The 12,360-nt window shown below is 63.4% G+C and carries 15 protein-coding genes; 5 read left to right on the top strand and 10 right to left on the bottom strand.

The window, feature by feature from the left end:
* Positions 1–20: 20 nt before the first annotated feature.
* The gene (locus WFP36_RS03510; RefSeq protein WP_336977886.1) at positions 21–617 is read right to left on the bottom strand and encodes an FMN-dependent NADH-azoreductase; all 597 of its coding nucleotides are present in this window, start codon (positions 615–617) and stop codon (positions 21–23) included.
* A 92-nt stretch (positions 618–709) separates the two neighbouring features.
* Here WFP36_RS03510 and WFP36_RS03505 point away from each other — a divergent pair, with 92 nt between their 5' ends.
* Positions 710–1,105, top strand: a complete 396-nt coding sequence (locus tag WFP36_RS03505; protein ID WP_336977884.1) for a winged helix-turn-helix transcriptional regulator — start codon at positions 710–712, stop codon at positions 1,103–1,105.
* Between the two features lie 16 nt (positions 1,106–1,121).
* On the opposite strand, the gene WFP36_RS03500 is transcribed toward WFP36_RS03505, so the two are convergent.
* Together WFP36_RS03500 and rlmN are read right to left on the bottom strand one after the other, a co-directional pair.
* Positions 1,122–1,451 (bottom strand): SMR family transporter, encoded by a 330-nt coding sequence (locus tag WFP36_RS03500; RefSeq protein ID WP_336977882.1) that lies wholly within the window; start codon positions 1,449–1,451, stop codon positions 1,122–1,124.
* Between the two features lie 153 nt (positions 1,452–1,604).
* Positions 1,605–2,915: a 23S rRNA (adenine(2503)-C(2))-methyltransferase RlmN gene (gene rlmN / locus WFP36_RS03495; protein WP_336977880.1), complete on the bottom strand. Its 1,311-nt coding sequence runs from the start codon at positions 2,913–2,915 to the stop codon at positions 1,605–1,607.
* 210 nt (positions 2,916–3,125) lie between these two features.
* On the opposite strand from rlmN, the gene WFP36_RS03490 reads away from it, so the two are divergent.
* Positions 3,126–3,788, top strand: coding sequence for an outer membrane protein (locus tag WFP36_RS03490; RefSeq protein ID WP_336977879.1), 663 nt, complete (start codon positions 3,126–3,128; stop codon positions 3,786–3,788).
* Positions 3,789–3,869: 81 nt separating this feature from the next.
* Here WFP36_RS03490 and WFP36_RS03485 read toward each other — a convergent pair whose 3' ends face one another.
* Positions 3,870–4,370 (bottom strand): hypothetical protein, encoded by a 501-nt coding sequence (locus WFP36_RS03485; protein WP_336977878.1) that lies wholly within the window; start codon positions 4,368–4,370, stop codon positions 3,870–3,872.
* 212 nt (positions 4,371–4,582) lie between these two features.
* Here WFP36_RS03485 and WFP36_RS03480 point away from each other — a divergent pair, with 212 nt between their 5' ends.
* Both WFP36_RS03480 and WFP36_RS03475 read left to right on the top strand, forming a co-directional pair.
* Positions 4,583–5,212: an OB-fold-containig protein gene (locus WFP36_RS03480; RefSeq protein ID WP_336977877.1), complete on the top strand. Its 630-nt coding sequence runs from the start codon at positions 4,583–4,585 to the stop codon at positions 5,210–5,212.
* Positions 5,213–5,232: 20 nt separating this feature from the next.
* Positions 5,233–6,969: a flotillin family protein gene (locus WFP36_RS03475; protein ID WP_336977875.1), complete on the top strand. Its 1,737-nt coding sequence runs from the start codon at positions 5,233–5,235 to the stop codon at positions 6,967–6,969.
* A 76-nt stretch (positions 6,970–7,045) separates the two neighbouring features.
* On the opposite strand, the gene WFP36_RS03470 is transcribed toward WFP36_RS03475, so the two are convergent.
* The 6 genes from WFP36_RS03470 to WFP36_RS03445 form a co-directional block, all read right to left on the bottom strand.
* Positions 7,046–7,666: a hypothetical protein gene (locus tag WFP36_RS03470; protein ID WP_336977873.1), complete on the bottom strand. Its 621-nt coding sequence runs from the start codon at positions 7,664–7,666 to the stop codon at positions 7,046–7,048.
* 110 nt (positions 7,667–7,776) lie between these two features.
* Positions 7,777–7,980: a hypothetical protein gene (locus WFP36_RS03465; protein ID WP_336977871.1), complete on the bottom strand. Its 204-nt coding sequence runs from the start codon at positions 7,978–7,980 to the stop codon at positions 7,777–7,779.
* The gene (locus WFP36_RS03460) at positions 7,980–8,159 is read right to left on the bottom strand and encodes a DUF4169 family protein (RefSeq protein WP_336977870.1); all 180 of its coding nucleotides are present in this window, start codon (positions 8,157–8,159) and stop codon (positions 7,980–7,982) included. The genes WFP36_RS03465 and WFP36_RS03460 overlap by 1 nt, the downstream gene beginning before the upstream one ends.
* Before the next feature lie 2 nt (positions 8,160–8,161).
* Positions 8,162–8,653 carry a GreA/GreB family elongation factor gene (locus WFP36_RS03455; RefSeq protein ID WP_336977868.1) on the bottom strand — a complete coding sequence of 164 codons (492 nt, stop codon included), beginning with the start codon at positions 8,651–8,653 and terminating at the stop codon, positions 8,162–8,164.
* Between the two features lie 64 nt (positions 8,654–8,717).
* Positions 8,718–9,077 (bottom strand): hypothetical protein, encoded by a 360-nt coding sequence (locus WFP36_RS03450; RefSeq protein ID WP_336977866.1) that lies wholly within the window; start codon positions 9,075–9,077, stop codon positions 8,718–8,720.
* Positions 9,078–9,372: 295 nt separating this feature from the next.
* On the bottom strand, positions 9,373–11,343 hold the full coding sequence (locus WFP36_RS03445) for a lytic transglycosylase domain-containing protein (protein WP_336977864.1): 1,971 nt from the start codon (positions 11,341–11,343) through the stop codon (positions 9,373–9,375).
* Positions 11,344–11,445: 102 nt separating this feature from the next.
* On the opposite strand from WFP36_RS03445, the gene dapA reads away from it, so the two are divergent.
* Positions 11,446–12,330, top strand: coding sequence for a 4-hydroxy-tetrahydrodipicolinate synthase (dapA, locus tag WFP36_RS03440; RefSeq protein ID WP_336977862.1), 885 nt, complete (start codon positions 11,446–11,448; stop codon positions 12,328–12,330).
* Positions 12,331–12,360: the final 30 nt, after the last annotated feature.

The following is a 12,360-nucleotide window of genomic DNA, read 5'->3' as shown; positions in this document are numbered from 1 at the left end:
CTCGCAATGACGAAGAGAAATCAAAGCTTCGCGATCTCTTCCTTGGCCGCAGCGATCGAGGCTGCACGCACGTCGGGGCCGTAGCCGATCTTTTCCGCGCGGATGAATTCGACATTGTCGATGCCGATGAAGCCGAACATGTCGCGCAGGTAGGTTTCCTGATGTTCCATCGGACCGTCAAAACCATATTCGCCGCCGCGCGAGGAAGCGACGATCACCCGGCGGCCGCCGGCAAGGCCCTTGGGGCCGGCTTCGGAATAGCTGAAGGTCACGCCCGGCACGCCCAGGCGGTCAAGCCAGGCCTTGATCGAGCTGGGAATGGTGAAGTTGTACATCGGCGCGCCGATCACGACCACGTCGGAAGCAAGGAACTGGTCCAGCACCGCGCGTTCGGCGGCAAAGGCAGCGGCCATTTCGGGCGTGTGCGCTTCGGCCGGCAGGCGGATGGCGCCGGTGGTGGCGTTGGTGAGGTGCGGGATCGGATTGGCTTCGAGATCCAGAACCGCCACTTCCGCACCGGGATTCTTGGCCGTGAAATGCTCGACGATCGCCTTGGTAAGCTCGCGGCTGACTGAGTTCTCGCCGGTCGTGGCGCTGTCGATATGCAGAATCTTCATCTGGAATTCTCCGGTAACAAACGATAACCAAGGGCCATATGGAAACCACTACCACCATCGCGCAAGAAGGCACTTTATTGTCCGATAGGAACATGGATGTTCCTTTGGAGACCTTCATCGCCCTGGACGTGCCGCATAGTGGCACCTGCCAGACCGTCACCGAAGTGCTCAGCCGCGTGGGGGACAAATGGTCGATGCAGGTGGTGATGAGCCTCGATGAAGGGCCTTTGCGTTTCAACGAGTTGCGGCGTGCCATCGCGGGCATTTCGCAGCGCATGCTCACTCGCACCCTGCGCGGGCTGGAGCGGGACGGGCTGGTGAGCCGGGCGGTGACCCCCAGCATCCCGCCGCGCGTCGATTATTCGCTCACGCCGCTGGGCCATTCGCTCAAATGCCCGGTCAAGGCGCTGGGCGCGTGGGCCGTTTCGAATCGCGAGGCCATTGCGGCCGCCCGTGCGAAGTTCGATGCGGAGTGTCCGGAGGATTGAGCGCCGGGCGTGCCCTTCAATGGGCGGCGGTCTTCGAAAACACGTTCATCACCACTACTCCTGCAGTGATCAGCCCCATGCCGACAAGGGCTGGGCTGTCGAGCTTCTGGCCCTGGAACACCCAAGCGACCGTGGTGATGAGCACGATCCCCACGCCCGACCAGATCGCATAGGCGACCCCGGTGGGTACCGTGCGCAAGGTGAGCGAGAGGAAATAGAAGGCGATCCCATAGCCGATTACCGAGCCGATCGTGGGCAACGGCTTCGAGAACCCGTCCGCCGCCTTGAGCAGCGAGGTGGCGATGACTTCCGCCACGATGGCGATCAGCAGATAAATATAGGCCATGAGACGGGGATAGGGCGGGGTTTGCGCCCTGTCACGCAAGATAGCGGCAGCTTTACTTCAGATCGCTTCGTCATTGCGAGCGTAGCGAAGCAATCCAGAGCGTAACGCGTTGGGCCCTGGATTGCTTCGGGCCGCTGGCCCTCGCAATGACGATTATCCTTGCGGGAAATCCGCTTCCAGCGCGGCCTGCTTTTCGGCGGCGAGCCGGTCCAGTTCGGCGCGGCTCTTCTTTTCGGCGGCAGTCTTCAACTGGCCGCAGGCGGCATCGATGTCGCGCCCGCGCGGCGTGCGCACCGGGGCGGAAATGCCTGCTTCGAATACGATGTTGGAAAAGGCCCGCACCCGTTCCGGCGAGGAACATTCATAAGGCGCGCCCGGCCAGGGGTTGAACGGGATCAGGTTCACCTTGGCGGGCAGGCGGTATTGCTTGATCAGCCGCACCAGCTCGTGCGCATCCTCGTCGCTGTCGTTCTTGTCCTTCAGCATCACATATTCGAACGTGATGCGCCGGGCATTGGAGGCGCCGGGATAGTCGGAACAGGCCTGCAGCAGTTCCTCGATCCCGTATTTGCGATTGATCGGCACGATTTCGTCGCGGATTTCCTTGTTCACCGCATGGAGCGAGACGGCAAGGTTTACGCCGATTTCCTCGCCGCAGCGTTCCATCATCGGCACAACGCCGCTGGTGGACAGGGTGATGCGGCGCTTGGACAGGGCCAGCCCGTCGCCATCCATCACCAGCCGCAGCGCATCGCGCACATTGTCGAAATTATACAGCGGCTCGCCCATGCCCATCATTACGATGTTGGTCAGCAGGCGCCCATCTGAGGTGTAGCTGCTTTCCCCATCATCCTCGTCCTCGTCGTAATCGAGGCCGGCCATGGTGGCCATGCGCGTATCGTTCGCGCCCTTGGGCCATTCGCCCAGTGCATCGCGCGCCAGCATCACCTGGCCCACGATCTCGCCCGGCGTGAGGTTGCGCACCAGCCGCATCGTGCCGGTGTGGCAGAAGCGGCAGTTGAGCGTGCAGCCCACCTGGCTGGACACGCACAGCGTGCCGCGATCCGCATCGGGGATGAACACCATCTCGAAATCATGGCCATCGGCCGTGCGCAGCAGCCATTTGCGAGTGCCGTCGGTGGAATGCTGGGCTTCAACGATCTGCGGGCGGCCGATCACGAAGCGTTCGGCCAGCCAGGGGCGCATGGTCTTGGCGATGTCGGTCATCGCCTCGAACTCGGTCACGCCGCGATGATAGAGCCAGTGGAACACTTGCTTGGCGCGCAGCTTCGCCTGTTTCGCGTCGAGTCCCGCCTCGGCGAACAATTCGGCGATACGGGCCTTGGGCAGGCCGATCAGGTCGATACGGCCGTCTTCACGCGGCGTGATGTCGCGCGCGACGGGAACCGGGTCAAACTGACCGGGGATCGGGATAAGCGGAGTGTCTGTCACAATGCGCCGCATATAGGGGGAGTTTCGTCGCGCGCAAAGGGCAGTGGCGGCAGGCCGTTCCAGGCGTCTCACCGCTTGAGATGCACCGTTCAACCTCGAAGCGATGTTGCTGGAATAACACAGTTTTTTCGTTGCCTTAGGTTCATCTGGCGGGGGCATTCTCACTCTCACCCAAGAAGGAGCACGGCATATCCGCCGTGCGATAAGCAAGGGAGTGAACCCATGAAGAAGACGTTTTTCCTCATCGCAACCGGCACTGCCGCGGCCATTGCCGCCCCTGCCGCGGCACAGGAAGAATCCGATGCCTTCACCGGTTTCCGCCTCGAAGGGCTGGTGGGCTATGACAGCGTGCGGCCCGGCAGCAGCGAAGACATCGACAATGCCGACGAGCTTGACCAGTCGATCGACGACCTGACCTACGGCGTGGGTGTGGGCTACGATTTCAATGCCGGCGGCGTGGTCGTGGGCGTGGAAGGCGAGTGGATGGAATCCCAGGCCAGCACCGAATATGACACGGCGGCCTTTTCCGGCTTCGGCGTGGCCAATGCCTCGGCCGGAAGGGACCTCTACGCCGGTGTCCGCGTAGGTGTGCCCATCGGCCCCTCGGCCCTCGTCTATGCCAAGGGCGGTTATACCAATACCCGCTTCAACGTCCTAGCCACCGACAACACCACCGATACCGAAACCGATGTGGATCTTGATGGCTGGCGCCTCGGCGCGGGCGCGGAATTCGCCCTGACGAAGAACGTCTTCCTCAAGGGCGAATATCGCTATTCCAACTATGCGAAAGGCGAGGCCGAGGCCCCGAGCGGACTGGAGAGCGACCGCTTCGATGTCGATCTCGACCGCCATCAGGTGGTCGCGGGCCTTGGCGTGCGCTTCTGATATTTCGGATCAGCGCAGGAGCGCACACGCCGCGGGCCGGGAGCAATCCCGGCCCGTTTCGTCTGGGCGCTCGGCGAAATATTACAGCTTGGCGCAGCCCACGGTTGCCGCATCCATTGCGGTGGCTGCGCCTGCGAGGCCGTAACGGTCGGTAAAGCTGGCGCCGTTCCTGTCGCGCGCGGTCACGGTCATCCCGCCTGCGGAGCGCATGGCGGCGATGATCGCGGCGTCCATCTTGCGGTCCTTCGCCCAGGCATCGCCCCCGCCGCCGGTCAGTTCGAACGAAGTGCCGCGTCCCACGGTCAGCACGATCCTGCCTGAGGGGCTGACGTTGCGGGACAGGCGGAAATGAATCTGATTGCGCAATTGCCGCTTCGGCCAGGAGCCGACGCTGGCAAAGGGCTGGTAATCGCGCGCCGCAGTGGAGTTGAGCGCCATGGCGATGGCATAGCAGCGCGGCGTTTGCGGATCGCGAAAGGCGCCCCATTCCGAGAAGACGCCCAGACTGTCCTTCGCCGCGAGCGGGGCGGCGACAAGCATGGCCGGCAGGGCGAGCAGCAGGGCGAATGTCGGCTTGCGCATGACGCTTCCTAGCACTGCGGGGCAGGGCGGCAATGCGGTTCATGCGAGAAGGCGTCCGTCGTTAGGGACTTCTCCGTATCGGTGCGGAATTCGGCGATGCTTCATCCGGTTATGCTGGATTCTTCGGCTGCGTGCCGGTTCAATGCTGCGAGCTGCCAGCCTCGGCAGCGATTCGGAGGGGGCATGTCCGGATTTGCGGCGGGCGGTTCGTCATGAACCTGCTTGCAGACCACAATCTGCCATTCATGGCGGCCTTGGCCGTGATGCTGCTGCTGGCCTTGGCCCAGTTGCTCGGCGCATTGGATTTCGACAGCGAGGCGGGCTTCGACGCCGATCTGGACGGCGACGGGCATCTTGGCTTCGTGGAAGGACTGCTGTCGCTGTTCGGGATCGGCCGCGTCCCCTTCACTGTCTGGCTGGCGCTGTTCCTGTTCCTGTTTGCCGGGCTGGGCGTGGGCATCCAGTCACTGGCGCAGGGGCTGCTCGGCGCTCCGCTGGACCGCTGGCTGGCCGCCGGGATCGCGGTGGTGCCTGCGCTTCCCGTCACCGGGGTGGTCACGCGCCCGCTCGCCCGTATTCTGCCGCGCGACGAGAGCAGTGCCGTCACTCTCGATAGTCTGGTCGGCCGCCGTGGGCGTATCGTCACCGGCAAGGCGAGGGCAGGCTTTCCCGCCCGGGCGCAGGTGCGGGACCTCTACGATCATCCGCATCACCTGATGGTCGTACCGCATGAGGACGGGGCCGAAATCGCCGAGGGCGAGGAAGTGCTGATTGTCCGCCGCGAAGGTGAAACCTTTTACTGCATAGCGTTGCAGGACCGCTGGCTGGCGCCTGCCGACTGATTTCTGGGGGAGCATTTAGGATGGAAAATCTGATCCAAATCGGGATCTGGGGCGGATCGGGTTTCCTCGTCGTCCTCATCATCGGCCTGACGATCACCAAGCTGTATCGCCGCGCAACCAAGGAAGTGAGCTTCGTGCGCACCGGCTTTGGCGGGGAGAAGGTGATCATGAACGGCGGCGCGCTGGTGCTGCCGGTGCTCCATGAAACCATGCCGGTGAACATGAACACCGTGCGCCTTGCGGTGGAACGCAAGAACCAGGACGCGCTGATCACTCTCGACCGCCTGCGTATCGACGTGAAGGCCGAATTCTACGTCCGTGTGCGGCCCGATGCCGGTTCCATTGCCATGGCGGCGCAGACGCTGGGCCAGCGCACGATGATCCCCGATGCGCTGAAGGATCTGGTGGAAGGCAAGTTCGTCGACGCGCTGCGTTCGGTCGCGGCGGGCATGACGATGAACGAGCTGCACGAACAGCGCGCCGAATTCGTCCAGAAGGTGCAGCAGGTATCGTCCAACGATCTGGCCATGAACGGGCTTGAACTGGAATCGGTCTCTCTCACCGGCCTCGACCAGACGAGCATCGAGCATTTCAACGCCAACAATGCCTTCGACGCCGAGGGCCTGACCAAGCTCACCGAGCAGATCGAACTGCGCAAGAAGGCGCGCAACGACATCGAGCAGGATACGCGCGTCCAGATCGAGACGAAGAATCTCGAAGCGGCCAAGCGCAGTTTCGAAATCAGCCGTGACAATGAATTTGCCCGGCTGGAGCAGGAGCGGGAAGTCGAAATGCGCCGCGCCGAACAGGCAGCGGAAATCGCCCGTCAGCAGGCAGAGCGCAATCAGGAAGCCGAAGCAGCGCGGATCGAGGCGAAGCGAGCGATCGATTCCAACCAGATCGAGGCCGATCGCTCGGTCGAACAATCCCGCATCGCGCAGACCCAGGCGCTGGAAATCGCGCGGCAGGAACAGCAGATCGCGGTCCAGAACAAGAGCCGCGAGGAAAGCCAGGCCAAGGCCGAGGCGGATGCCGCGCGCGCCAAGGCGGTCGCCGCTGAGGAAGGCGTGGTCACTGCGCGCGAAACCGAAGTGGCGGAGCGTGAAAAGCGCATCGAACTGATCGAGGCGGCCAAGGCGGCCGAGCGGGAAGCGATCCGCGTCAAGGTACAGGCAGAGGCCGAGCGCGATGCGGCCACCAACCGCGCGGACGCCGTGCGCCGGGAGGCGGAAGGCCAGGCCGATGCCGAGAAGCTACGGGCCGAGGCGGACCGGGTGCGTTTCGAAGTGGAGGCCGCCGGTCAGCGCGCCGTGAACGAGGCCGCTAATTTGCTCTCGATGGAGCAGATTTCGCTGCAGACCAAGCTGGCGCTGCTCAAGGTCCTCCCCGAGCTGGTGCGCGAGAGCGCCAAGCCGCTGGAGGCCATCGAATCGATCAAGATCGTGCAGGTAGATGGGCTCACGCAGAAGGCCGGAGGCAGCAGCACGGCAACTCCTGCGGCGGGTGGCGGCAGCGGAAATCTGGCGAATGACGCAGTCGCCGCCGCGCTCGCCTATCGCGCGCAGGCGCCAGTGCTCGACGGGTTGATGAAGGAACTCGGGCTGGATGGCAGCTCGCTGAGCGGACTGGTGAAGGGACCGGCCGAGGCGGAAGCCTCTGCTCCGACGCGGGCGCCCGTCGTGGCTGAAACCGAACCGAAGCCGTCTAAAGCGAAGATTGCTGCAAAGGTGGCTGCTGCGCCTGACACAGACGGTTGAATGACACGGCGATGGGGAGGGGCGGAAACCCCCTCCTCATCCTCCGTACGAGCGGATGTAGTGGGCAATGCGGGCGTCAAAATGGACCGCACTCGAGGGCTGGCAATTTCAATATGGCGCGCTGCTGCGCCAGAAGTTCATTGACCCTTGATCTGAAATCCGCGGTGCGTCCGGTGAGCGGCAAAAAGGGCGCTGCATATGGAATAACTCTCGTATCATGGATTCCATGTAAAAAGGCCGCAGATTCTTCTTTCTTTCCGAGTATTCCGCAAGCGAGTCCTGCTCTGTAACCGAACCAACTCGGTCGCATTCTCTCGTTATTCAGTGCTTGCTCGATAACGAAATTTGCAATTGCGTCGAAATTTGAGAACTTGTTTTCCAAATCGACCGCACGAGATGCCGCTTCATTAGCGATCTCCCCTAGTTCATTGCTGAACTGTATTTCATCATCGAATGAAGCATGTGATCCGCGAATGAAATAATCCAAGCTCATGAAGCTGTGACCCGCCCAAAGCCAATGGGCAGCATTGTCGAGGTCCACAGATACTGACCACTGCCCAGGCCTGAAGCCAACGATATTCAGCCATAGGCCATGATCTAGAATCCATAGACGTGTTCGCCCCTTCCTCTTGAAGCCCAAGGGGCCGAGGCTCGCTTCTGCGGCGGTGGCGATGATTTTGTTATGCTCTCCAGCCATGCAGTCGAAGCTATGCAGATAAGGGGCTGCTTCCAACCCCAAACCCGCCATTCTAGTGCGGCAAAGCGTCGAAAGCCGCACTCATTCCCGCCTGAACTCGACCGCTTGGCTTATCCCTCGATCAGGTCCAGCCACGCCACCACATCGTTGTCCGTGGCGATGAACAGGCCCTCCTGTATTTCCTCGGGCTGCGCGGCGGCGATGCGCATCGCTTCTGACAGCGGGCCGTAGAACAGGGTTTCTGCCGCGCCGCCTTCCATGGCATCGCTCAGGTGATAGAGGCGAACGGTCGCGTCTTCATAAGTGGTGCGCATCAGTCGCGCTCCAGCTTTGCGCCGTCCAGCGTTCGCCCGGCACGTTCTGCTTCATCGCGCTGGATGGACTTTTCCGCCTTGGTCTGGCCGAATTTCGCACGATTGGCGGCGGCAGTGCCGGCTTTGTCGGCGCGTTGCTTTGCCTTGCGGGCCAGGCGCAGATTGACGATCTCGGCCATGGTCAGGCAGCCTCGTCCGGATAGGAGACTGCGACCACTTCCCACTCCTTTTCCCCGCCGGGCAGGCGTACGCGGCGCAGATCGCCAACGGCGGCGCCACGAAGGGCGCGGGCAATGGGGGCGCTCCAGCCGATCTTTCCGGCAGACGGGTCCTGCTCGTCGTCCCCGACCAGGGTGACGATGCGTTCATCGTCATCCTCGTCGGCAATGGTCACGGTGGCGCCGAACCACGCGCGGCTCTTGTCGGCCTGCTGGACAGGGTCGATCACGCGGGATGCCTTCATCCGCCGGGCGAGATGGGCCAGTTCGCGGTCGATCTCGCGCATGCGCTTGCGGCCGTAGAGATAGTCGCCATTCTCGCTGCGGTCGCCATTGCCAGCGGCCCAGCTGACGATCTCGACGATGGCCGGCCGCTCGGTGCCGAGCAGGTGATCGTAGCGCGCCTTTAGCGCGGCGAGGCCCGCCGGGGTGATCGGATTGGTGCGAGTGTCCATCGCCGCGGCCTTAGCCGAAGGCGGGCCATCCGTCCAAGCCCGGCGGGCCTACTTGCGGCGACGATCAGCCGGGGCTGTCATTATCGTCGCAGAAGCTGAAATCGAACACCCGGCACAGCGCCGGATTATCGATCCCGGCGCGCAGGAAGAAGTCTTCCAGCCGATCGATCAGCCGCGGCGGAAGCGGGAGAGGAAATATCACTCCGCCAAGCCAGCCCCGGTTCGGCAATCGGGGACCACCGAAATTGCCGCCGATAAAAGCTGGTTGCCGGGCCGAAACGCCGATGCTTTTCGTGGCGACGTAGGAACGGCTGGGGAGGGAATCGCCCGACCTGGTGCCCTGCCTCGCCATGGCGGGCTGCGCGGTTAAGGCGAGCATGGCCGCCATGCCGAGTGACAGTCCCGCGATTTTCAATCTGCTCATCGCAGCCTCCTTCTGGCAATGCCGATCATGCGCAGCCGCGCTGCCCCGCAGGCAGCGGTGCTTACCTCTTCCAAAAAGTAGTGCTTTCGCGGCTTTTCGTGCCGCTTGTCGGACCCTGTCAGGGTCTGGTTTATCGCGACCTGACGGAACTGGTTAAAGCACCCCGGTCACCATCAAATAATATGCGATTGCCCGGGCAATGTCTCTGCGAGCCGCCGCGCGATTGGCTCGGTTTGCCCTGAATTCAAACGGTTCGTCGCAATTCCTGAGAGTTGGGCGGTTGCACTGCGCCAATTCAGCCCGGAGTCGACTTGCCCAGGAACTGGCTGATCCCGCGCGGGCGGCCAAGGCTCGCCTTGCCAGGATTCATCGCTTCGTAGACCACGGCATTTTCCAGCACGCGCTGGACGTAGTTCTTGGTTTCGAAGATCGGAATCTTCTCGATCCAGTCGATCCAGCTGATCGAACCCGTGCGCGGATCGCCATTGGCCTTGAGCCATTTGTTCACATTGCCCGGCCCGGCGTTATAGGCGGCTACAGCCAGTGGATAGCTGCCCCCGTAATAATCGAGCATCCGTCGGATATAGCCTTCGCCAAGGCGCAGATTGTAATCCGGATTGTCGACCAGCGAGGCGGAGAGATATTCCATCCCCAGCTTGCCCGCCTGTTCACGCGCGGTGCCCGGCATAAGCTGCATCAATCCGCGCGCCCCGGCGTGACTTACCGCGTTCTGGGCGAACTGGCTTTCCTGCCGGGTGATGGCGTGGATCATGGTCCAGTCGGTCGCGCCCGGAGTGGGGACGGTGGGGAAGGCGAGGGCCGTGAAATCCCCGTGCCCCTGCGCGGCGGCCTCGTCACCGAGGATCACCGCCAGATCGCGCCGCCCGATATCGCGCGCCAGTTCGGCCACCAGCAGCAGGTCCTCCCGGCTTTCCGCCTGACCGGCAATCGCGCGATAGAAGCGGATGCCGACCGACCATGGGGCATCGCGCGCCACTTCGCGCACGGCGCGGGTCAGCGGGCGGGAGAGGAACTCCGCGCGGCGCGACGGGTCGGCATTGAGCAGCGGCGCCTGCGTGAGGTCGGGCATGGGCAGGCCGAGCCGTTCGCGGGCAAGCATGCCGTAGAAACGGTCCGCATAGATCGCCGCCTGTTCGAAATAACGCTTCGCGGCGGCACTGTCGCCCGCACGGGACGCGGAGAGCCCTGCCCAGTAGAAGCCCTTGGAGCGTGTATAGGGCGTGCGGGCTGCGGCACCGTAGCGATAGAAGAGCGGCGCCGCGCTGGCCGGTTCGTTGAGTTCCCACAGCGCCTTCGTCCCGCCGAGCCACATCAGCGAGGTGTAATCGTCGCGCAGGCCATAGGAGAGGGCGGAAATATCCTCGCCCGGCAGGAAGGCGTCATCGACCGAGGCGGCGATCCGCTGCGCGGCGCGGGCGCCCCCAGCCTTGGCGGTGGTGAGCAGTTCTTCCACCCATGCGTCGCGGTCGCGCGGAATGGAGGACAGTTCGGGGCGTGTGGCAAGCAGGTTCACTGCATCCGGCGTGCGCCCGCCCTTGCGCAGTTGGCGCACCACGTTGAACACATAGCCCGGGTCTTTCAGCGCCTCCGCCTGTCCGCCGGGCAGGTCGAACGCGCTCGGATCGATGCCTTGCGCGGCGGTGAGGCGCGCCCGGAACACGGCCTGCCGGGCAGGGGAGGTGCGGCCAAGCTGCCGCGCGGCGCCATCGGTATCTCGCGCCCACAGCAGCGCGTCCATGCGCGCATCGTGATCCTCGGCCGTGAAGCTCGTGCCATAGAGCGCGGCCAGAGTCGTTTCGGCGAGCTGGCTCATCGAACCGCCCCGCCATGCCGCGCGAGCCGCCTCGGGCGCTTCGGGGCGCCCGGCGGCATTCAGCGCCAGCGCATATTGCGCCCGTGCCGGATTGGTCTGGGGTGGAAAACGATCGAAGAAGGCCACGAGGCGGCTTTGGTCGACCGGATCGCTGGCCAGCCGGGCCTCGGCATAGGAACGCAGCTTGCCTTCGTCCGGGAAGCCGGGATTCGTCAGGATGAAGCTGGCATAATCGTCAAAAGTGAAGCGCGAACTGCCGGTCAGCTGCTGCCAGCGGTCGATCGCCTGGGCCATGGGGCCGGGCTGCGTCGCGACCAGTTGGGCGCGTGCGACATCCCATTGCGCGGCATCTTCTGCAGACACAGGCGCAGAGGCGCTGAGGAGGGAACTGGCGAGTACGGCGATGGAGGACATGCGAAGCATGCTGGACATCGTGGGCCTTGCCTCCTTATCAGGCGCTGAACGTGAATCCCCTGGCATGGTCGCCAGACGGTACCCGATTAAGAAAATTGGGCAAGACGAGAGGCGAAGTCGATGTTTTCCGGTTCCATCCCGGCCCTGGTGACCCCTTTCCGCGACGGGTCGTTCGATGAAGAGGGTTTCCGCCGCCTCGTCGATTGGCAAATCGAGAACGGATCTTCCGCGCTGGTTCCCTGCGGCACCACGGGCGAAGCCTCCACTCTTTCCAATGCCGAACACCACCGCGTGATCGAAGTCTGCGTGGAGCAGGCCGCCGGTCGCGTTCCCGTGATTGCGGGCTGCGGCAGCAACGACACCAAGAATGCCCTGCTGCACATGAACTTCTCCAAGAAGTGCGGCGTGAAGGCGGGCCTTTGCGTGGCGCCCTATTACAACCGGCCGAGCCAGGCGGGCCTGATCGCGCATTACAGCTATCTGGCCGAGCATAGCGACCTGCCGATCATTCTCTACAACGTGCCGGGCCGCACGGTGACCGACCTCAAGCCCGAGACGGTGTGCGAACTAGTCAATCGTTTTCCGGACCGGATCGTGGGCATCAAGGATGCCAGCGGCGACCTTTCGCGCGTGACCGATCACCGCATGGGCATCGAGGCCGAAGGTTTCGTCCAGCTGTGCGGCGATGACGAATTGTGGCTGTCCCACAGCGCCGCAGGCGGGGTGGGTTGCATTTCGGTGACCGCCAATGTCGCCCCGCGCCTGTGCGCCGATTTCCAGGCCGCGATTGCCGCCAACGACCTGCAAAAGGCGCGTGAGCTGAACGACAAGCTCTATCCGCTGCATTATGCCATGTTCTCCGACGCGTCGCCTGCACCGGCGAAATATGCGCTCAGCCGGGTGCACGATTTCCTGGATGACAGCGTGCGCCTGCCGCTCGTTACCGCCAGTGCCGAAGCGCGCAAGGCAGTGGACGCGGCTTTGGAGCATGCCGGACTGGTCTGATCCCTCAGGATTGTCCCTTATCCTCCTGAA

The organism is Fulverythrobacter fulvus, from assembly GCF_037154085.1.
Lineage (GTDB): Bacteria > Pseudomonadota > Alphaproteobacteria > Sphingomonadales > Sphingomonadaceae > Andeanibacterium > Andeanibacterium fulvum.
Note: the sequence above shows the minus strand (reverse complement) of the source record. Positions and strands in the feature narration are given on the sequence as shown.

What these genes read in the sequence shown, in the direction of transcription:
- WFP36_RS03490 (WP_336977879.1), top strand. Translation starts at nt 3,126, where the DNA reads ATGAAGAAGACGTTTTTCCTCATCGCAACCGGCACTGCCGCGGCCATT.
- WFP36_RS03455 (WP_336977868.1), bottom strand. Translation starts at nt 8,653, where the DNA reads ATGGACACTCGCACCAATCCGATCACCCCGGCGGGCCTCGCCGCGCTA.
- WFP36_RS03465 (WP_336977871.1), bottom strand. Translation starts at nt 7,980, where the DNA reads ATGCGCACCACTTATGAAGACGCGACCGTTCGCCTCTATCACCTGAGC.
- WFP36_RS03470 (WP_336977873.1), bottom strand. Translation starts at nt 7,666, where the DNA reads ATGGCTGGAGAGCATAACAAAATCATCGCCACCGCCGCAGAAGCGAGC.
- rlmN (WP_336977880.1), bottom strand. Translation starts at nt 2,915, where the DNA reads ATGCGGCGCATTGTGACAGACACTCCGCTTATCCCGATCCCCGGTCAG.
- WFP36_RS03480 (WP_336977877.1), top strand. Translation starts at nt 4,583, where the DNA reads ATGAACCTGCTTGCAGACCACAATCTGCCATTCATGGCGGCCTTGGCC.
- WFP36_RS03460 (WP_336977870.1), bottom strand. Translation starts at nt 8,159, where the DNA reads ATGGCCGAGATCGTCAATCTGCGCCTGGCCCGCAAGGCAAAGCAACGC.
- WFP36_RS03445 (WP_336977864.1), bottom strand. Translation starts at nt 11,343, where the DNA reads ATGTCCAGCATGCTTCGCATGTCCTCCATCGCCGTACTCGCCAGTTCC.
- WFP36_RS03485 (WP_336977878.1), bottom strand. Translation starts at nt 4,370, where the DNA reads ATGCGCAAGCCGACATTCGCCCTGCTGCTCGCCCTGCCGGCCATGCTT.
- WFP36_RS03475 (WP_336977875.1), top strand. Translation starts at nt 5,233, where the DNA reads ATGGAAAATCTGATCCAAATCGGGATCTGGGGCGGATCGGGTTTCCTC.
- WFP36_RS03500 (WP_336977882.1), bottom strand. Translation starts at nt 1,451, where the DNA reads ATGGCCTATATTTATCTGCTGATCGCCATCGTGGCGGAAGTCATCGCC.
- WFP36_RS03450 (WP_336977866.1), bottom strand. Translation starts at nt 9,077, where the DNA reads ATGAGCAGATTGAAAATCGCGGGACTGTCACTCGGCATGGCGGCCATG.
- WFP36_RS03510 (WP_336977886.1), bottom strand. Translation starts at nt 617, where the DNA reads ATGAAGATTCTGCATATCGACAGCGCCACGACCGGCGAGAACTCAGTC.
- WFP36_RS03505 (WP_336977884.1), top strand. Translation starts at nt 710, where the DNA reads ATGGATGTTCCTTTGGAGACCTTCATCGCCCTGGACGTGCCGCATAGT.
- dapA (WP_336977862.1), top strand. Translation starts at nt 11,446, where the DNA reads ATGTTTTCCGGTTCCATCCCGGCCCTGGTGACCCCTTTCCGCGACGGG.